At 59.4% G+C, this 18,305-nt stretch carries 16 protein-coding genes; 6 read left to right on the forward strand and 10 right to left on the reverse strand.

The window, feature by feature from the left end; all coding sequences use genetic code 11:
- Positions 1-3 precede the first annotated feature (3 nt).
- From pafA to dop, 3 genes are read right to left on the reverse strand one after another with little or no spacing between them, the layout of a single operon-like run.
- The gene (gene pafA / locus HMPREF2736_RS04185; protein WP_371326407.1) at positions 4-1,371 is read right to left on the reverse strand and encodes a Pup--protein ligase; all 1,368 of its coding nucleotides are present in this window, start codon (positions 1,369-1,371) and stop codon (positions 4-6) included.
- A 32-nt stretch (positions 1,372-1,403) separates the two neighbouring features.
- Positions 1,404-1,598, reverse strand: coding sequence for a ubiquitin-like protein Pup (locus HMPREF2736_RS04190; protein WP_070828966.1), 195 nt, complete (start codon positions 1,596-1,598; stop codon positions 1,404-1,406).
- Positions 1,599-1,614: 16 nt separating this feature from the next.
- The gene (dop, locus tag HMPREF2736_RS04195) at positions 1,615-3,135 is read right to left on the reverse strand and encodes a depupylase/deamidase Dop (protein WP_070828967.1); all 1,521 of its coding nucleotides are present in this window, start codon (positions 3,133-3,135) and stop codon (positions 1,615-1,617) included.
- A 643-nt stretch (positions 3,136-3,778) separates the two neighbouring features.
- On the opposite strand from dop, the gene HMPREF2736_RS11930 reads away from it, so the two are divergent.
- From HMPREF2736_RS11930 to HMPREF2736_RS12190, 3 genes are all read left to right on the forward strand, one after another.
- Positions 3,779-4,528 (forward strand): ABC transporter ATP-binding protein, encoded by a 750-nt coding sequence (locus HMPREF2736_RS11930; RefSeq protein ID WP_083279525.1) that lies wholly within the window; start codon positions 3,779-3,781, stop codon positions 4,526-4,528.
- A 16-nt stretch (positions 4,529-4,544) separates the two neighbouring features.
- Complete coding sequence (locus tag HMPREF2736_RS04205) at positions 4,545-5,849, forward strand: hypothetical protein (RefSeq protein ID WP_070484790.1); 1,305 nt, start codon at positions 4,545-4,547, stop codon at positions 5,847-5,849.
- 311 nt (positions 5,850-6,160) lie between these two features.
- Positions 6,161-6,547 (forward strand): hypothetical protein, encoded by a 387-nt coding sequence (locus HMPREF2736_RS12190; protein ID WP_070423175.1) that lies wholly within the window; start codon positions 6,161-6,163, stop codon positions 6,545-6,547.
- A gap of 162 nt (positions 6,548-6,709) precedes the next feature.
- Here HMPREF2736_RS12190 and pdxS read toward each other — a convergent pair whose 3' ends face one another.
- Positions 6,710-7,585, reverse strand: coding sequence for a pyridoxal 5'-phosphate synthase lyase subunit PdxS (gene pdxS / locus HMPREF2736_RS04215; protein ID WP_083322976.1), 876 nt, complete (start codon positions 7,583-7,585; stop codon positions 6,710-6,712).
- 58 nt (positions 7,586-7,643) lie between these two features.
- Here pdxS and HMPREF2736_RS04220 point away from each other — a divergent pair, with 58 nt between their 5' ends.
- The gene (locus HMPREF2736_RS04220) at positions 7,644-9,011 is read left to right on the forward strand and encodes a MocR-like pyridoxine biosynthesis transcription factor PdxR (protein WP_246822050.1); all 1,368 of its coding nucleotides are present in this window, start codon (positions 7,644-7,646) and stop codon (positions 9,009-9,011) included.
- Between the two features lie 8 nt (positions 9,012-9,019).
- Complete coding sequence (locus HMPREF2736_RS04225; protein WP_210384752.1) at positions 9,020-9,199, forward strand: type II toxin-antitoxin system Phd/YefM family antitoxin; 180 nt, start codon at positions 9,020-9,022, stop codon at positions 9,197-9,199.
- Positions 9,200-9,202: 3 nt separating this feature from the next.
- Here the strand turns inward: HMPREF2736_RS04225 and arc are convergent, their stop codons facing one another.
- The 3 genes from arc to HMPREF2736_RS04240 are packed head-to-tail and all read right to left on the reverse strand — an operon-like array spanning position 9,203 to position 12,825.
- Positions 9,203-10,726, reverse strand: coding sequence for a proteasome ATPase (arc, locus tag HMPREF2736_RS04230; RefSeq protein WP_070828970.1), 1,524 nt, complete (start codon positions 10,724-10,726; stop codon positions 9,203-9,205).
- A gap of 38 nt (positions 10,727-10,764) precedes the next feature.
- A complete protein-coding gene (locus HMPREF2736_RS04235) occupies positions 10,765-11,598 on the reverse strand; it encodes a tRNA (adenine-N1)-methyltransferase (RefSeq protein WP_070828971.1) in 834 nt (277 codons plus the stop codon).
- Between the two features lie 15 nt (positions 11,599-11,613).
- Positions 11,614-12,825, reverse strand: a complete 1,212-nt coding sequence (locus HMPREF2736_RS04240) for a M18 family aminopeptidase (protein ID WP_070828972.1) — start codon at positions 12,823-12,825, stop codon at positions 11,614-11,616.
- Between the two features lie 26 nt (positions 12,826-12,851).
- Between HMPREF2736_RS04240 and HMPREF2736_RS04245 the strand changes: the two genes are divergently transcribed.
- Positions 12,852-13,691, forward strand: a complete 840-nt coding sequence (locus HMPREF2736_RS04245; protein ID WP_070451605.1) for a RecB family exonuclease — start codon at positions 12,852-12,854, stop codon at positions 13,689-13,691.
- Here HMPREF2736_RS04245 and HMPREF2736_RS04250 read toward each other — a convergent pair.
- The 3 genes from HMPREF2736_RS04250 to aspA all read right to left on the reverse strand — a co-directional run bounded on the left by HMPREF2736_RS04250 (position 13,688) and on the right by aspA (position 18,251).
- Entirely contained in the window at positions 13,688-15,355 is a 1,668-nt protein-coding gene (locus HMPREF2736_RS04250) for a formate--tetrahydrofolate ligase (RefSeq protein ID WP_070828973.1), read from the reverse strand. The two genes, HMPREF2736_RS04245 and HMPREF2736_RS04250, sit on opposite strands and share 4 nt — an antisense overlap.
- A gap of 5 nt (positions 15,356-15,360) precedes the next feature.
- Positions 15,361-16,671, reverse strand: a complete 1,311-nt coding sequence (locus tag HMPREF2736_RS04255; protein WP_070828974.1) for an anaerobic C4-dicarboxylate transporter — start codon at positions 16,669-16,671, stop codon at positions 15,361-15,363.
- Between the two features lie 146 nt (positions 16,672-16,817).
- Positions 16,818-18,251, reverse strand: a complete 1,434-nt coding sequence (gene aspA / locus HMPREF2736_RS04260; protein ID WP_070423166.1) for an aspartate ammonia-lyase — start codon at positions 18,249-18,251, stop codon at positions 16,818-16,820.
- Positions 18,252-18,305: the final 54 nt, after the last annotated feature.

The raw sequence follows: 18,305 nt of genomic DNA on the forward strand, positions 1-18,305 counted from the left end.
GCGCTACTCCCCTTCCCCCGCGTGAGCGTTGACGTAGTCGATGAGGTCATCTGCCTCGGCGCTGGTGTTGGCGAACGGGTCGAGCAACTCAATCGTGCGCGGCTCCGGACGGTTGACCTTCAAGTGCACCCAATCGACGTTGTACGGCGTATCCGCCTCGCGCACCGCTGCAAGGAACTTCCCGCGGATGGCGGCACGCGTGGTCTCAGGCGGGTTCGCCACAGCCTGTGCGATCTCGTCGTCAGTAATCCAGCGCTTGGCAAGACCTTTGCGCTCCAACAGGTAAAATAGTCCGCGCTTGCGGTTGATGTCGTGATACGTCAAGTCGATCTGGGCGAGCTTTGGGTGATCCCAGCCGCAACCGAGCTTGGCGCGGAACTGCCCAAGCAGTTTGCGTTTAATCACCCAGTCGATCTCTGTATCTACCTGGGAGAAATCCTGTGTCGCAATCGCATCGAGGGTGCGCTCCCACAGGTCCACGACTCGGGCCATCTCCTCGTTCGGCGTGCCCTCGTCTGGGCGTTGCGTCAACCAGCGCTTTGCAGCCTCAAGCGTTGTGCGCTGCACCTCCAGGGCGGTCACGGTGCCGTCCGCAGCTAGGTCGAGCGGCGTCGACCCGGTCGGGTCCGCTGCGATATCGCGGATATGCGCAGTCGGGTCTGTGAGCTCCATGTCGGGCAGGTCGAAGCCTGCCTCGAGCATCTCAATGACCAGCAGCATCGAGCCCACCTTCAGTGCAAAGGTGGGCTCGGACATGTTGGAATCTCCCACGATGACGTGCATGCGACGGAAGCGATGCGAGTCCCCGTGGGGTTCGTCGCGGGTGTTGATGATCGGACGGGTGCGCGTCGTTGCGGACGAGACGCCTTCCCACACCTGATCAGCGCGCTGCGAGATGACGAATGTGTCGCCTGCGATCTTGCCGGCGCCGCAGATGAGCTGGCGTGTGATTAGAAACGGCAGCAGTTGCTGACCGAAGGACTTCAGCGCGAGTTCGCGGCTGACCAGGTAGTTCTCGTGTGCACCATAGGAGTTGCCACGGGAGTCCACGTTGTTCTTAAACAAATAGGTCGACCCGCCGAGGCCGTCTGCCGCAAGGGCCTTGTCAGCCGTTTCTGCAAGATCCGCATAGATCCACTCGCCCGCCTTATCGTGCGCGAGGAGCTGGGACAGCGAGTCACACTCCGCCGTCGCGTATTCCGGGTGCGATCCGACATCCAGGTAGAGACGCGCAGCGTTGTCCACATACACGTTGGAACTGCGGTGCTGCGCCACGACTGGACGGAAGAGGTACCTAGCGATCTCTTCCGGGGTGAGCACTTGGCGGGCACCGTCGTAGGCAGCCACGCCGAATTCTGTTTCGACGCCCATGATGCGCCGTGGGTACCCGGCCACCATTGCGTTTACTGACCGCCCTTTTGCACGAACGACTTCACAAACTCCTCAGCGTTGGTGTCCAGCAGCGCGTCGATCTCGTCCAGCAGATCATCCGTACCGGTCGTGTTGATTTGAGCTTGCCCGGCGCCTTGCGATGCGTCGAAGTTGTCACCTTTATCTTCACCGCCGCCACCTGCGGCGTGCATCTGTTGCGTAGCCATGGCTATCAGCCTACCTTTACCTATTCGTTTTCAAGCCCAGTCCGGCAAGCAAGTCGGACACCGTGTTGGATTGGGCAATAAGTTCTTCGGTGTCGGCCGCGGTGTGCTCCCCAAGCAGGTCGAGCGGGACCCGGTAGAGCTGCTCGTCGACAGAAAACAGCATCGACTGCCAACTTGAGGCGACCAGGTTTTCGCCGAACTTTTGGCCGGCAGTGCCGCGGAAGAACGCACGCGTGTCGCGCGGTGGTTCTGCGGCGGCGCGTTTGATCGTTTCCGTATCAACCAGCGTGCGCATAGCACCCTTGCGGACAAGCGCGTGATACAGCGACTGCGACGGGTCAATGTCCGAGTACTGCAGGTCAATCGCCTGCAGTTTCGCCATTGTCGCGCCGCGCTGCTCGAAACGCTGGATCAGCGACCACTTTGCGGTCCAGTCCAGCCGGTCGGTCGTCGAGAGCGGATCGCGCTCCAAGTCGTCGAGAATCTCGCCCCACATTTCGAGCACTTGCTTATCGACGACCCCAAGTCCCTCAAGGCCTGCACACCGCTCACGGTAGATCCGCAGGATGGAGATTGCGGTGCGCGTGGTGTCGTCGACAAGCGAAAGCTCATGGTTCAGCGTCGGGTCGTGGCTGACCGCATGGATCTCCGCAACCGGGTCCTTCAGACGCAGGTCTGAGAAGTCCACGTCCTGCTCGATGGCGTCGAGCACCAACTTCGTCATGCCGAGTTTGAGGAAGTTGGAGAACTGGCTCATGTTCGCATCGCCCACGATGACGTGGAGGCGACGGAAGTCCTCCTCCGGGGCGTGTGGCTCGTCACGCGTATTCACAATGCCACGGTTGAGTGTCGTCTCGAGCGAGATCTCCTGCTCGAAGTAGTCTGCGCGCTGCGAGATCTGGAAACCGGGCTTCTCCGACGCTTGGCCGATGCCGACGCGCCCGGCGCCGATGATCACCTGGCGAGTGACGAAGAACGGAATCAACGCCTGCGTGAGCCGCTCAAAATTGGTGTGGCGGGAGTACAGGTAGTTTTCGTGGCTGCCGTAGGAGCGACCCTTGCCGTCGACGTTGTTCTTGTAGAACTTCAGCGGCGGGCACGGATCGTGATTGGCGAGGACGGAGACCTGCTCCTCCCACAGGTGACGGATGTCAGCTGCGGCGTCATTAAGAATGTGATCGCCGGCTGCGTCATAGATCATGGCATCCATCGCGTTCGAGCATTCCGGGCTTGAGTACTCCGGGTGGCCGTGGTCGACGTAATAACGCGCACCATTAGCGACGACAACGTTCGCCACCCCGATCGCATTCGCATCCACCACCGGCACACTGCGATAGCGCTGCAGATCGAACCCACGGGCGTCCTTCAGCGGGGCTTCTTCGGCGTAGTCCCACCGAGTACGCGCTTTTGTACGCAACGCCGCATACGCCACCACCGCGTGGGTAGAAGTGACGAGCGGGCTGATCAGCGGATTATCGGGGCAAGTGATGCCGTATTCGGTCTCGGTACCCATGTAGCGCAATTGGTTATTACTCATCACCTCAACAGAGTACAGGGTGGGGGTAAAGTGTGATGATTGTCACTATTGCTACGCGGTAGTGCTCCACGCTATAGTTTCTGTACCTGTAAGTTTCTGGTGGAGGTGCTTCACCTCCGAACTATTTTGGGAGTAAAGAACATGCAAGCTTCAAGGAGCCACATCTTCGCCATACTGACCGCAACAGTAATTGGTATGTCATTCCTCTCACCCATATCAGACGCATCGCCAAGCAGTGGCGTCTCCTTGGAACCTTCTCAGTGGTCCGATTCGCCCTCCACATCGATGACTGACGATGTTTCAGAGATTGTTCCGTACGATTTCCGCGAAAGTGGAGCGCCGGGAACCTGCCGTTTGGTTGTCTGGGATGTCGGTTGGGACAAGTCCACAAATTGGCTGGGCATCCAAGGCGGTCGGGAAAACTGCGCGAACAATGCTGAATTTTTCTTAGAGCTGCGCAAGGATATTCCTCGGGCACCGGACCCACTCATTGGTTCTGTCAGGGGCGTAAACAATCAAATAGTTCGAGCTTTTGGGGCATGCAAGGGACCTGGAAGCTACTACGGCCGGGTGGCCAGCAGCACAGGAAACTCGTTGCGTGGAGATAACTCCGGGGCCTGCCGATAAATAGGAAGGAAGCTCCTTGATCCGCACCAATTCCTTAAGCAAGACTTTCAAGTCACGCACTGGCACTACGGAAGCAGTCAAAGACGTGTCTGTAACGTTCCCGCCGGGTCTCTCGGTCCTGATAGGCGGCAACGGCAGTGGAAAGTCTACGTTGATACGTCTCCTGTGCACCATAGAAAAGCCGACACGAGGTGGATTTTCGGTCGATGGAACGGAGATCGCAGGAAGAGCGTTAGTTAACTATCGGCGTCGTATTGGCTATGTACCCCAAGATGTACGTTTCGCCTCGACTATGACATGCCGTGATGCCCTTGCATACGCAGGCTGGGTTGCAGGGCTTGATAGACGCGCCTATTTGCGACGAATCCCGGAAGTATTGGAGATGATCGAGCTCCCAGAGATTGAGAATTCCCGAGTCAGCAACCTGTCTGGAGGACAAACTCGGCGCGTTGGAATTGCAGCTTCCCTGATCCATTCGCCCGATATTCTATTTTTGGATGAACCTACCGCAGGTCTTGACCCGCAGGCGAGGATTGAGGTGCGACATCTCCTAAATCGTCTCAAAGATAGCGCAACAATCATTCTCTCCACGCATCTGCAGGATGATCTCGAGCATGTGGCTGACAACGTGGTTGCGCTCCACAACGGTCGCATCGCGTACGAGGGAGAATGGAATCGGTTAAAAGCTGTTTCGGCAGACAATTTTTCCTCGGTGTCAACCGATCCCCTAGAACGCGCCCTCGCTTACGTGGCATCGAAACATTAATTCAGGACTTCAGCTTATGATCACTAGAAAATTTGGCTCACCAGTGCTCATGGTGCTCGGTGTCCTTCAGGTGGTATTCGGTGTTGGGGTTTCCTTTTGGGTGACCTCTAAACAAATGCAATTTGCGTATCCGCGAACTGCGGATATCGCTGAGGCATTTCGAGATGCAACTGCTTTATCCTGCTTTGGACTAGCAGTCATCGTCTCCTACAACGTGGCAGCGTTAGCTTCTCCTCGCGTGGGAACTGCCAACTCACTTGGCCGATACCCGCTAAAACTGCAGGTTCTATTCTTGACCCTCGCCCCAGCATTAATTACAGCCGCGTCAATATCACTTGGGGCTATTCCTGCTTTTACCGATGCTATCGCTAAAAGTGCAGATGGATCCGTCTGGATTCTGCTGGTAGTCGCTGTCAGCACTGTTTTTCTCTCCACGGTTGCTGCGCTGTCCGCTTTCGTTGCGCTTGCCTTTCGCAAGTTTCATCCCGCTGTCTCGCCATTGATTGCAGTTATTGTCACCTACTTTGTTGTCGCGTTCGGTGCTAACAGTGCCAAAACTTGGGCAGTCGCTCCAATTGTTTTGCAGGCGGTTGATCCGACTGATCTCACTGAGCCTCGAAACCTGGTAGTTGCCTTGGGTGTAAGCGTTTGCCTCGCACTGGTAGCTGGTGGACTTCTTTTGTTGGCTGCTGGTGCTTCGAAAAACATTAGTCTTAGCGGAGTAATTGCTATTACGGCGATTGTCGGTGTTGCAGGTCTGTTGCAGGCAGCTGCAGGTCCCGTCGCGATCGTCGATCGAGACTCTTGCGCATTCTCGTCGGGCGGGTCAGAGATATGTGTGGATTCGGCCGATGAGCCCGGGCTTGAGCAAATGACTCGTGATATCTCCGCCCTCGAAGAATATTTACCGGACGGCGTAAGACCGAGGAAACTCGCCAGCAATTCGGCTTACCGGATCAAGTCCGGGGACCACGGTTACCAAAACTTTACGACCGCCGGCGAGGATCGGCGCCTAGACATCAGTGGGCTTCTTCTCGATGAGCTAGGAATCGGGTCATGTACAGATCCGACGTCCGAAGGAGCCTTTGTGATCGACCGAGTTGGGGTCTATATCACTAAGCGCACTGGTGTTTATTCCAAGAGCGTTGAGAAAAATGGTGCTTTCTACAAAAGCATTTCCGAGAGCGGTGAGACGGATCCAGCACCGGAGGACGTGCTATCTTCCCTTGACCACAGCGTGGTTGACAAAAACATAGCGAAGAACTGGAGAGCAATTGTGTCTTGTCAAGCTACATGGGAAATGTTGACGGAGGAGTCCTAGGTCAACCATTGACCATCGTTTAGTTACTCAGAGGTAGCCCGATGCCGATCCGTAGTATTCTCTTGTCCACCCCGTGGCACATCATTTGCCTTTTGGGGGCATTTTGCGGAGTAATGATTCGTTTAGTTCGTGGGATAACGTTTGAGGTCGGAGGTAGTCCCACTGAGACCTTTGGCATTACAGCTGTTGAGCTAGTTTCGCTTCTTTTCGCTTTGACCACGGTTGTGCTTGTAACACCTTCGATGCCTCACATTGATCTGCGGAGACGACGGGCTCAGTGGTTATCAGTATTTAGACAAACCTTTGGTGCGATGGTCGTCGTGATTGTCGCCTATTTCGCCTCGATCCAGAGCAATGTTGCTTATCATCTTGAGCCGGGGACCGATCCCGCCGTCAGTCCAGAGAGCGAACTGATTATCAACAACAGTGTGTTGATATTTGCGGCAGGTGCAATACTGATCACGCAGTGGGGAAAATCACTGGGGACACTCGCCACCATTATCCTGTGGGCGCTTTGTAATACGCCTTTGGTTTTCTTTACCAACTTCACCCCATGGCCTTTTGCGGTACTTCTAGATGCTGGACCGTGGTTCTCTCCGGAGCACCTATGCACTACAGGGCTAGTACTGATTGCGAGTTTTCTGGTGCAGTTCCGCACTGCCGGTGCTAGTGCTTTCGCAATTCGAAGAGACACATAGATTCGACCGCCCAATTCGAGTGGTTATGAGGAAATAGTCTTCGCCCCCAAGTATCACGCATGACCTGGGGGCGATGTGTTTGACAGGTTCGAGTCGCAGAGAACTTAGGGTCGTACAACTATGGCCATTCTCAACCGGTTAGTCGATGCACGAATAAATGCGTCACCAGCCGCGCTCAGCCAGGCGGTGCGGTGCCGGGAGGTCGGAGACGTTGATGCCCACCATCGCCTCGCCCAGGCCACGGGACACCTCGGTGACTACCGCGATGTCGTTCCAGTTCTGCGTCGCCTTCACCACAGCCTTTGCGCGGGCCTCAGGGTTGCCGGACTTGAAGATGCCGGAGCCGACAAACACACCGTCCGCGCCGAGTTCCATCATGAAGGCCGCATCAGCCGGGGTGGACACGCCACCAGCGACAAGCAATGGCACTGGCAGCTTGCCATTCTCGGCAACCCACGTTACAAGGTCGTACGGAGCCTGCAGCTCCTTGGCGGCCACGTAGAGCTCGTCGCGGTTGTTCTCCCAAATAGCCTGGAGGCCAGCGATCTCGCTGGTGATCTTGCGGATGTGCTTGGTGGCCTCGGACACGTCACCCGTGCCAGCTTCACCCTTGGAGCGGATCATGGATGCACCTTCGTTGATGCGGCGCAGTGCCTCGCCGAGGTTGGTCGCGCCACAGACGAACGGCACGGAAAAGCCACGCTTGTCAATGTGGTTGACGTAGTCCGCCGGGCTGAGCACCTCGGACTCGTCGATATAGTCCACGCCCAGGTGCTCGAGGATCTTCGCCTCCACCGTGTGGCCGATGCGGGCCTTGGCCATGACCGGGATATCGACGGTGTTGATGATGCCTTCGATCAGATCCGGATCCGACATGCGGGCCACGCCGCCCTGGGCGCGGATATCCGCGGGGACGCGCTCGAGGGCCATCACAGCGACCGCGCCGGCGTCTTCGGCGATCTTCGCCTGTTCTGGGGTGACGACGTCCATAATCACGCCGCCGAGGAACTTCTGGTTCAACTGTTCTACATCAGACATACCGCTTAGTCTGCACCTCCAACTGGTAGATTCCAAGAGCCAGTTATATTTAGATTCTTTGGACCAGTTGATGCTTCTCGACGTCTCACGCGACTATCCCACGCCCATTCCTGCTCAAATCGCGGCAGGGATCCGCGACGCTGTTGCCACCGGCGCGCTTTCGCCTAACGACGCAATCCCGTCCACCCGTGTTCTCGCCGAGCAACTTGGGGTATCGCGAGGCAGTGTGGTCACTGCATACGACCAGCTCGAGGGTGAGGGCTACCTGCTGACCAGCCAGGGAGCGCCCACGCGGATCCACCCAGACCTCACCGTCGCCGCACGGATGCCTGAACGCACCACCGACGCGCCGCCCCGCATGACACCGAAGGCCCAGATCTCCCTGAAGCCTTCTCCCGGCAACGCCGGCACCATCCGCCCCGTCACTTGGCGCAAAGCGTGGCGCGAGGCCGCCGCAGAACCCGATAACTCCATGGATAAGTCCGGGGAACCAGAGCTACGCCACGCGGTGGCTGAACACCTCCGTCTTGCACGCAGCATGCACGTTTCTCCGGATCAGATCGTGGTCACCGGCGGCTCACGCGAAGGGCTGATGTGCATCCTCTACGCGCTAGGTGCCGCACTGCGCGTCGGCGTGGAGGACCCCGGACACCCAGGCCTGAGGCGAGTGATCCCGCTCAGCGGCCACGAGGTCGTGGAATGCGCAACCGATCACGAGGGCATTGTGGTCAGCGAACTCCCCGACACTCTGGACGCTCTGCTGGTAACCCCCTCCCACCTCTACCCGTTCGGTGGCGCCATGCCCGCCACCCGCCGTGTGGAGCTCCTGGAATGGGCGGCTCGCACCGAAACCGTGATAATCGAAGACGACTTCAACACCGAATTGCGCTACCGCATCTCCCCGCAGCCTGCGCTGTCCTCGCTGGCCACACGCGCGGACGTGCTCACCCTTGGCACGTTTTCCACGCTGCTTTCGCGGGAACTCGCGGCCGGCTACGTCGTCGCCTCGCCAGCAACTGCAGAAGTGCTGCGCGAGGTTCGCAGCGTCCTCGGCATGCCAGTTTCTTCGGTCACACAGCGTGCCATCGCGTACTTGCTTAACGACGGCGTCGCTCGCCGCTCATCTCGCGCTGTGCACCGTGGTCTGGCGAAGCGGCGCGAAGTACTCAACGAGCGGCTGGTTCCGTTGGTCAACGGTGCAGAACTTGCACCCGGCGACGGCGCAGACCTTGCAGTGCATTTTGACACGCGAAAGGAACGGGATGCGTTTGAACAACGCCTGCTCGAGGCAGGCGTCGAGTCCGGCCATGAATCTGCATTGTGGACAAATGGTGGCGACGGGCTGTTGCTGAGCTTTGCTCACTTGAGCGCGTCTGACTTCGACCATGCCGTTGAGATCGTCGTCCAAACTGTCGGACGCATATGATGAAAGTCATGACTTACTCAGAGTCTCGCAAGGGGGCCGACTTTGTCTCGAGCACGGAATACGAGTCAATGAACGAGACCTCTTTTCTACTTCAATCACCCGCGAATGCCCGCGTACTCAAAGAGCGAATCGACCGATTAGAAAAAGGGTTATCGGTGCAGAATGCACTCATCGAGGAAAATGAATAACTACTACCCGATGACCTCTGCGGCGACGACGCGTTTGCCGTGGCGGCCAGTAATACGCGCCCACTCGTCTGGGTTCGCAGTGTTCGGCATGTCTTCGCTTTCGTCCTGCTCGTTGCGTACTGCTTCGCGCAGGTGATCGGCGGTGATTCCCGCGGTGGACACACCTGAGAGGTGGTCCTTGATCGCGAGCTTCTTCGCGCGGTCCACCACATTGGCAATCAAGGCGCCAGAGACGAAGTCGGAGTAGTGCAGTACCTCGGCGGTGCCGTCGACAAGTTCGAGGCGCACGAAGGGGCGCGGGGCGAACATGGCGGCAGCAGCTGCGTCGATAAGTTCTTCGCGAGGAGCAGCAAGGGGGATCGCGTCGGTGAGGTAGCGGGCGAGGATGTCCTTCGACTCCTCCTTGTTGGGCCGCGACACGCGGACCTTGATGTCGAGGCGGCCCGGGCGCAAGATTGCCGGGTCGATGAGTTCCTCACGGTTGGTCGCGCCGATGACGATGACGTTGGCGATGTCCTCCACGCCGTCGATCTCAGTAAGCAGCTGCGGTACCACGGTGGTCTCCATGTCAGAGGAGACACCCGATCCGCGGGTGCGGAAGATGGATTCCATCTCGTCGAAAAAGACGATGACCGGGTTGCCCTCGGAGGCGAGCTCGCGGGCGCGCTCGAAGATCAGGCGGATGCGGCGTTCGGTCTCCCCGACGAACTTGTTCAGCAGCTCGGGGCCTTTGACGTTGATGAAGTGCGCCTGCCCCCCGTCTCCAATGCGCTGCGACAACGAGTTCGCCACCGCCTTTGCAATGAGCGTCTTACCGCAACCCGGAGGGCCGTAGAGCAGCAGGCCCTTCGGCGGGGTGAGGTCGTATGCGGCGTAGAGCTCGGGGTGTGAAAACGGCAGCTCGACGGAGTCTTGGATCGTCTCAATCTGGGACGACAGCCCGCCGATGTCTTCGTAGGTCACATCCGGGATCTCTTCGAGCGAGAGTTGGTTGACCTCGGTTTTCTCGATGCGTTCAAACGCGTAACCGGCGGACGAATTCACCAGCACCGTATCGCCTGCGCGCGTGGTTTTGAGTAGCGGCTCGGCGAGCATGACCAGCGACTCCGCGCCCTGCTGGTCGGCCACCACGGCACGATCTGTGCCGATGCGTTCCACCATCGTGGCAATCTGGCCCGTTGGGGTAAACCCGCAGGCCTCCACCACAACGGTTCCCTCGCCGAGGCGCACAAGCGTGCCCGGCACGAGAGCTTGCGGCTCGACCAGCGGTGAGATCTTCAGACGCATCCGCCGACCGGACGTGTGCACCTCCGCTTCCCCATCGCGAGTGCCAGGGGCGAGGTAGATGCCGTAGGTGGACGCCGGCTCGCCGAGTTCCTCGACCTTGACGTAAAGGTCGTTGAGCTTGTCGCGGCTGGACTTCAAGAGCTCCGCAAGCCGCTTGTTGCGCGCCCCCAGATCTTGATTCTCGCGTTTGAGGTTGCGCAGTTCGGGCCCGAAAGCATCGTCTTCAATGTGTCCAACCATGGATCCGAGCCTACCTATCGTCGCTAAGGCGCAAGTGCTTATCGACGAGCCTTACGCTGCGGGCGCGGCGGCGTCACACCATCAGCAAGCCTGCGGGTCCATACAAGGAACGCGGTGTGCGCGTTCATACGGTGTTCAGGGCGGGTGGCCAGGCCGTCGACCTTCCACTCGCGCAGCAGGGTTTCCCAGGCGCGTGGCTCGGTGAAGCACTTCGCCTCGCGGATGGCCTCCATGATGTTCATCAGCTGTGGCACGGTGGCCACGTACGTCATGAACACGCCACCAGGGATGAGCACGTTCTTCACGGTGTCGATGAAGTGCCAGGGCTCGACCATGTCCAAGATGACGCGGTCGACCTGGCCGTCGAGGTCTTCCGGGGTGACCTCGCCGAAGTCGCCGAGGCGAGGCGTCCACCAGTCCGGTTCGCCGCCGAAGTATTCAGCGACATTGTCGCGGGCAAACGCCAGGTGGTCGTCGCGAATCTCGTAGGAGTACACGTGCCCCTCGGGTCCGACCGCGCGCAGCAGCGACATGGTCAACGCGCCGGAGCCGGCACCCGCCTCCAACACGCGTGCGCCCATGAAGATGTCGCCCTCGACGAGGATCTGGGCCGCATCCTTCGGGTAGATCACCGCAGCGCCGCGCGGCATGGACAGGACGTGATCCACCAGGAGGTGGCGGAAGCAGAGGTAGTCCGAGCCCAGCGTGGACTTGACCACCGTGCCCTCGTCGGCACCGATGATGTCGTCGTGACTGACGATGCCCTTGTGGGAGTGGAACTGGCCACCCTCCTTGAGCTCGATGGTGAAGTGGCGGCGCTTCGCGTCAGTGAGCTGCACCTTGTCGCCTGGCTGGAACGGTCCCGAATACATGCCGGTAAGTATGCCTTACTGCGCGCCGGTGTAAAAAGCCGACAGTGCGCGAACGAAGTAGTCCATGTCGTCCACTCCGCACAGCTCGCGTGCGGAGTGCATGGACAACAGTGGCACACCCACATCAACGGTGGGAAGGCCCAGACGTGTCGAGGAAATCGGGCCAATCGTTGACCCGCACGGCACCGCGTTATTGCCCACGAAGGTCTGGTGCGGAACCCCGGCTGCGCGGCACGCCAGGATCCACTCGGCCTCCGTGGCGGCATTGGACGCGTAGCGCTGGTTGGCGTTGATCTTCAGCACGGGGCCCTTGTTGATCAGCGGGTGGTGCGTCGGATCGTGCTTGCCCGGATAGTTCGGGTGCACCGCGTGTGCCGCGTCGGCGGAAACCTGGATGGAGTTCGCGATGATTTCAGACGGATCGCCGAATGCCGCCGCAACCTTGGTCAGGACGCGCTCCAGCATTGGGCCGCCGGCTCCGGCGGTGGATGCAGAGCCCACCTCCTCATGGTTAAACGCCGCAAGCACCAGGATGTCCTGGGCGTCGTCCTTGGCTGCGAGCATCGCTTCGAGCGACGCCCACACACTGGTCAGGTTATCCAGGCGACCAGCGGCCAGAAGATCACCGATGACCTCGCCGCGCTGTGCGTCTGCGGTGATGAGTTCGTGCGCGACGATCTCGTCTGCAGCAATGCCCGCCGACTCCGCCGCCAACTCGAGCAACGGTCGGTCCACACCCAGAATCGGCTGAGTATGCACCTGGCGGTCGATCTCTGGCATGTCACCCCGGTAGAGGTGGATAGCCAAGTTGGGAACGCGCGCAACCGCACCCGTGTTCACCAGGTGTTCCTTGCGGTCGGTGGTCACTACTCGCCCCGCAAAGGTGAGGTCACGATCAAACCAGCTCGCCAGAATCGGCCCGCCGTAGACCTCGACGGCAACCTGGCGGAAGCCTTCGCGCACCACATCCGGGTCCGGCTTGGCCATCAAGCCAGGTGAGTCCGTGTGCGAGCCGACAACACGGAACCGCGGGTTGGGGTTGTCCGGGACCCACCACGCAATCACGGCGCCATCGCTGATGATGAGGTGGCCGCCGGGGCGTGTGGCGTCGTCGTCAAGCACTGCCCGGCGAGTAAACCCTGCTGCCTCGAGGCTTGTGGCGACGTTTTCCGCCGCGTGATAAGCGGATGGACTCTGGCTGATGAAATCGATGAACGGCTGTGTCATACCCCCACTCTAAGATGTTGGGCACCATGACTCCTAGCAATACGCCACGACCACTCGCCCTGTCCCCCTCCCGCGCGTCCGATTACAAGCGCTGCCCGCTGCAATACAGGTTCCGCGCGATCGACCGCCTGCCGGAACCATCCACGGAAGCGCAGGTGAAAGGCACGCTCGTACACGCCGTGCTGGAAGAGATGTTTTCCTGGCCCCGCGAGGAGCGCACCTACCCCGCCGCCGTGAAGCGGCTCAAGCCGACGTGGGAGCAAATGCGTATCGACGACCCCACCTGCGCCGAACCCGTCGAAGACGACTACCAGCTGCTCGTGGATGCCCGCACGCTCCTGCGTGGCTACTTCACCATGGAAAACCCGCTCGGGTTCGACGCGCACGCGCAAGAAATGCCAGTTGACTTCACGTTGCCTAACGGGGTTCCCGTGCGCGGGTTCATCGACCGGGTGGACATCGCGCAGACCGGCGAGGTGCGTGTTGTCGACTACAAGACCGGCAAGAAGCCACTGCCCCGCTACTCCCAGGACGCACAGTTCCAGATGCGGTTTTATGCGCTGGTGTACTGGCGGCTCTTCGGCGTTGTGCCGACCCAGCTGAAACTGATGTACCTGAAGGTGATGGACTCGATGATCCTCACGCCTTCGCGCGAGGAGCTGGAGTACTTCGAGCGCGACCTGGCGGAGTTGTGGTGGAAGATCGAAGCCGACGGCAAAGCCGGCTCGTTCCGTCCACAGCAGTCAAAGCTTTGCGGGTGGTGCGCCTTCCAATCACTGTGTCCAGTCTTTGGCGGCACACCACCCGAGTATCCCGGTTGGCCTGGCTCCCGCGCAGAGGAGGAGCCGGGACCGGAAACGGACTAGAACAGTCCGCTGACCACGCCGTTCTCGTCAACGTCGATGTTGTTGGCTGCCGGCTTCTTCGGCAAGCCCGGCATAGTCATCACATCACCGGTCAGCGCGAGGACGAAGCCTGCGCCAGTGCGCGGGATGAGGTTGCGTACGTGCAGGGTGTGGCCCTCTGGCGCACCGAGCTCCGTCGGGTCGTCGGAGAAGGAGTACTGCGTCTTGGACACGCAGACCGGCAGGTTGTCAAAGCCGTTGTCCTTCAACGTCTTTAGGTCCTTCAGAGCTGCAGCGGAGTACTGCACCTCGCCTGCGCGGTAGATCTCCTTGGCGATGGTTTCGATAGACTTCTCCACGCCCTCAGCCGGGTCGTACAGCGGGTGTGATTCGCCCTCAGTGAGGTTCGCCAGCAGGGTTTCAGCGAGCTTGGTGGCGCCGGCGCCGCCCTCGGCCCACACGTTGGCGTCGGCAAGCGCAATGCCCTTGGACTCTGCCCAGTTACGCACGAAATCGAGCTCGGCGTCGGTATCGGTGACAAAGCGGTTGAGCGCAACCACCGGGGTGACGCCGAACTTGCGCACGTTTTCTACGTGGCGCTCCAGGTTCACGATGCCCTCTGCAAGCGCATCGACGTTTTCGGCCTTGAGGTCTTCCTTGGCAATGCCGGCGTGGTGCTTGATCGAGCGGATCGTAGCGACGATCACCGCACCTGCGACATCCAAATCGCCGTAGCGAGCCTTGATATCGAAGAATTTCTCCGCACCCAGGTCAGAACCGAAGCCGGCCTCCGTGAGCACAATATCGGCGTAGTCGAGTGCCGTGCGGGTTGCGATGAGCGTGTTGCAGCCGTGTGCGATGTTGGCAAACGGACCACCGTGGATAAAGGCGGGGGTGCCGCCGAGCGTCTGCACCAGGTTCGGGTTCACGGCGTCCTTGAGCAGAGCGGCCATCGCGCCCTGTGCCCCGATCTCACCGGCAGTGACCGGCTTGCCGTCGTACGTCAGACCGATGGTGATCGCCGCGAGGCGACGCTTCAGATCCTCCAGGTCCGTGGCCAGGCCAAGGATCGCCATAATCTCGGACGCAGCCGTGATGGTGAAGCCGGTCTCTGCCGGAACGCCCGAGGTCGGGCCTCCGAGGCCAGTGATGACGTTGCGCAGCACGCGGTCGTTCACGTCCACGCAACGCTGCCAGGTCACGCGACGCGGGTCGATGTTGAGCTCATTGCCCTGATGGATGTGGTTGTCGATCAGCGCAGCCAGGGTGTTGTTGGCGCTGGTGATGGCGTGGAAGTCGCCGGTGAAGTGCAGGTTGATCTGCTCCATCGGAACGACCTGGGAGTAGCCGCCACCTGCTGCACCACCCTTGACGCCCATGACCGGGCCGAGCGAAGGCTCGCGAAGCGCCACCATCGCCTTGTGTCCAAGGTTTGCCAATGCGTCGGTCAAGCCGATCAACATGGTGGACTTGCCCTCACCAGCCGGGGTTGGGGACACACCGGTCACCAGAACGAGCTTGCCCGGCTTGTCCTTCGGGGTCTTGTTGATGTCCACCTTGGCCATGTACTTGCCGTACGGGATGAGCGCATCCTCATCCACGCCGGCGCGAGCGGCAATGTCGGTGATGGGTTCGAGTTCGTGTGCTTGAGCGATTTCGACGTCAGTCAACGGTTGTGCAGTCATGCATCTCACACTACCGCTGCACCGATGAGGTATCCCAGGATTACGCTGACTAAAATGCAGACCACTCCGGGGACGAGGAATGGATGGTCAAACACGTACTTGCCAATGCGGGTCGAACCGGTGTCGTCCATCTCCACCGCCGCAAGCAGCGTTGGGTACGTGGGCAGGACGAATAGTGCGGAGACCGCCGGGAAAGCGGCAAGTGCCGTGAGTGGACTCACCCCGATTGCCAGCGCGGCGGGGATGAGCGCTTTCGCTGTTGCGGCTTGTGAATACAACAGTGATGCGGCGATAAAGAGCACGACCGCGAGCAGCCAAGGTTTTGAGGTCAGCACGTTACCGGCGATGTTTTGGATGTCGTCGATGTAGTAGTTGATATACGTCGTACCCAGCCACGCCACGCCGAGAACGCAGACACATGCGGACATGCCGGATCGAAAGACTTGGGTGTTCAGAATCTCCGCGGCAGCAGCGCGGGTGCTCATAATGATGACGACAGCGGCACTGAGCATGATGGCCATGATTGCCTCGTTACGTGGCACTGTTGGCTCCGCAATCAGGCCAATCTGATCCGAAATCAGCGTTGCATAGACCATCACAATGACGATCGCAGCCAGAAAGATAGCGACCGAACGCTTCGCACCTGGTGCGGGAACGTAATCATCGTGACCTTGATGCGTTGCGACGAGCCCAGCGGCCTTGCGTTTGCGGTACACGGGGTCGTCGTCAAGCTCACTGCCCATATGATTGGCAACCCACGCCGTCGGGAAAATTGCCAGGAACGTCGCGGGAAGCATCACCGCAAGAATCTGGAGATACCCCACCCCAAGTGGTTCCAGCGCTGACGCCATGAACACAACTGCTGCAGAGATTGGTGAAGCGACGATCGCCATCTGCGAAGCGATCACGGCCGCTGACAGCGGACGCGAAGGACGAACGTTTCCTTCCTTCGCCACCTCTGTGATGACCGGCATCGTGGAAAATGCCGTATGTCCAGTTCCAGCGAAGACTGTCATCAACCACGTCACCATCGGGGCGTAAACCGTAATGCGCTTCGGGTTTCTGCGTAAGAGTCGCTCCGCAAGATCCACAAGGTATTGCATGCCACCGGCGAGCTGCATTGCAGAGATGGCTGCGATAACGCACATGATGATGCCGATGACATCAAACGGAATTGCATCTGCGGTGACCGGCATACCGGTTGCGCCGAGAAGCAGCACCCCCAATCCCCCGGCGAAACCGATCGCGATCGAGCCAATGCGTGCACCCAACACGATTGCCCCGAAAAGAATGAGGGTGTGCAGGGCAACCAACATGGTGTGCGCTCCTTCATTACGGGTTAGTAAGAACTTCCGCCATTATCCCGTATTGATCACACCAAAAGGAAACGGGGCAGGTGTGAGATTGGCTACCACCCTGCCCCGGTTCACCGCTGACACGGAAGGAAATGCGGTTTTAAAACCTAATTAGCGTCGTCCTCATCAACGTAGAGCTTGCCGCGGAATTCCGGGTGCATGAGGTTTTCCTTGCTCAGCAACCGCTTCAAATCCTCTTCCTCAATAAGGCCCTTCTCCAGCACCAGGTCATAGACACTCTTACCGGTGGAAGCAGCCTCACGGCCAATGATGTCACCGTTATGGTGACCAATCACCGGGTTGAGATAGGTGACGATGCCGATCGAGTTAGTCACGTAAGCCTCGCACACGTCCTTGTTCGCAGTGATGCCCACAACGCACTTCTCGCGCAGCGTACGTGCCGCATTGGCCAGCAGACGGATCGACTCAAACAAGGACTGAGCAATGACCGGCTCCATGACGTTGAGCTGGAGCTGACCTGCCTCAGCAGCCATGGAGACCGTCACGTCGTTGCCGAAGACCTTGAAGCACACCTGGTTAACAACCTCCGGGATAACCGGGTTGACCTTGGCCGGCATGATCGAGGAACCAGCCTGGCGCTCCGGAAGGTTGATCTCGTTCAGACCAGCGCGAGGACCGGACGACAGCAGACGCAGGTCGTTACACATTTTGGAGAGCTTCATTGCCGCACGCTTGATAGCGCCGTGCATCATGACGTAGTCGCCGGTATCCGAAGTGGCTTCGATCAGATCCGGAGAGGCCTGGATGTCCAGGCCGGTGACCTCGCGAAGTGCCGTGACAACCTGATCTTTGTAGCCGTTCGGAGTGTTAATTCCCGTACCGATTGCGGTTGCGCCAAGGTTGACTTCCAGCAGGGACGTCGCAGCGTTGCTGATGGTGCGCTGCTCTTCATTGAGGTTTGCGCCAAACGCAGTGAATTCCTGACCCAGCGTCATCGGAACCGCGTCCTGCAACTGAGTACGACCCATTTTGATGATGTCGGAAAACTCGTCGCCTTTCGCGCGCAGTGCCTTCTGCAGCTCGTCGAGCTCCTCAAGCAAGCCCTGCACCGCGTAGTACACACCGAGACGCAGACCAGTCGGGTACGCATCGTTGGTGGACTGGGACATATTCACATCATCGTTCGGATTGATGATGTCGTAGGAGCCCTTCTCAGCACCAACGTATTCCAGTGCGAGGTTAGCCACCACCTCGTTCGTGTTCATGTTTGCCGAGGTACCCGCGCCACCCTGGAACAGGTCGATCGGGAACTGATCCATGCAGCGTCCCTCTTCCAGAATCTGGTCGCAGGCCCACGCAATTGCTTCGGCTTTCTCGCGCGGCAACACATGCAGGCGACGGTTCGCAATAGCGGTAGCCTTCTTCACTTGGGCCATGCCACGGATGAACTCCGGCAAATCGTTCAGGGTGCTGGCCGACAACTTGAAGTTGTCTACTGCTCGCTGCGTATGCACTCCGTAGTACACATCAGCGGGGACTTCAGCCTTGCCAAGCAGGTCTTCTTCAATACGAGTGCTCATGGCACACCACTATACGTAGCAAAGCGAAGCCTCTCGACGATTGTGCGCGTGACA

It is taken from the genome of Corynebacterium sp. HMSC036E10 (assembly GCF_001836265.1).
GTDB lineage: Bacteria > Actinomycetota > Actinomycetes > Mycobacteriales > Mycobacteriaceae > Corynebacterium > Corynebacterium coyleae.

Excerpts from the sequence above, each read along its gene's own strand:
- pafA (WP_371326407.1), bottom strand. The coding sequence starts at position 1,371 with ATGGGCGTCGAAACAGAATTCGGCGTGGCTGCCTACGACGGTGCCCGC.
- HMPREF2736_RS04240 (WP_070828972.1), bottom strand. The coding sequence starts at position 12,825 with ATGACACAGCCGTTCATCGATTTCATCAGCCAGAGTCCATCCGCTTAT.
- HMPREF2736_RS12190 (WP_070423175.1), top strand. The coding sequence starts at position 6,161 with ATGGTCGTCGTGATTGTCGCCTATTTCGCCTCGATCCAGAGCAATGTT.
- aspA (WP_070423166.1), bottom strand. The coding sequence starts at position 18,251 with ATGAGCACTCGTATTGAAGAAGACCTGCTTGGCAAGGCTGAAGTCCCC.
- dop (WP_070828967.1), bottom strand. The coding sequence starts at position 3,135 with ATGAGTAATAACCAATTGCGCTACATGGGTACCGAGACCGAATACGGC.
- HMPREF2736_RS04225 (WP_210384752.1), top strand. The coding sequence starts at position 9,020 with ATGACTTACTCAGAGTCTCGCAAGGGGGCCGACTTTGTCTCGAGCACG.
- HMPREF2736_RS04250 (WP_070828973.1), bottom strand. The coding sequence starts at position 15,355 with ATGACTGCACAACCGTTGACTGACGTCGAAATCGCTCAAGCACACGAA.
- HMPREF2736_RS04190 (WP_070828966.1), bottom strand. The coding sequence starts at position 1,598 with ATGGCTACGCAACAGATGCACGCCGCAGGTGGCGGCGGTGAAGATAAA.
- arc (WP_070828970.1), bottom strand. The coding sequence starts at position 10,726 with ATGGTTGGACACATTGAAGACGATGCTTTCGGGCCCGAACTGCGCAAC.
- HMPREF2736_RS04245 (WP_070451605.1), top strand. The coding sequence starts at position 12,852 with ATGACTCCTAGCAATACGCCACGACCACTCGCCCTGTCCCCCTCCCGC.
- pdxS (WP_083322976.1), bottom strand. The coding sequence starts at position 7,585 with ATGTCTGATGTAGAACAGTTGAACCAGAAGTTCCTCGGCGGCGTGATT.
- HMPREF2736_RS04255 (WP_070828974.1), bottom strand. The coding sequence starts at position 16,671 with ATGTTGGTTGCCCTGCACACCCTCATTCTTTTCGGGGCAATCGTGTTG.
- HMPREF2736_RS04205 (WP_070484790.1), top strand. The coding sequence starts at position 4,545 with ATGATCACTAGAAAATTTGGCTCACCAGTGCTCATGGTGCTCGGTGTC.
- HMPREF2736_RS04235 (WP_070828971.1), bottom strand. The coding sequence starts at position 11,598 with ATGTATTCGGGACCGTTCCAGCCAGGCGACAAGGTGCAGCTCACTGAC.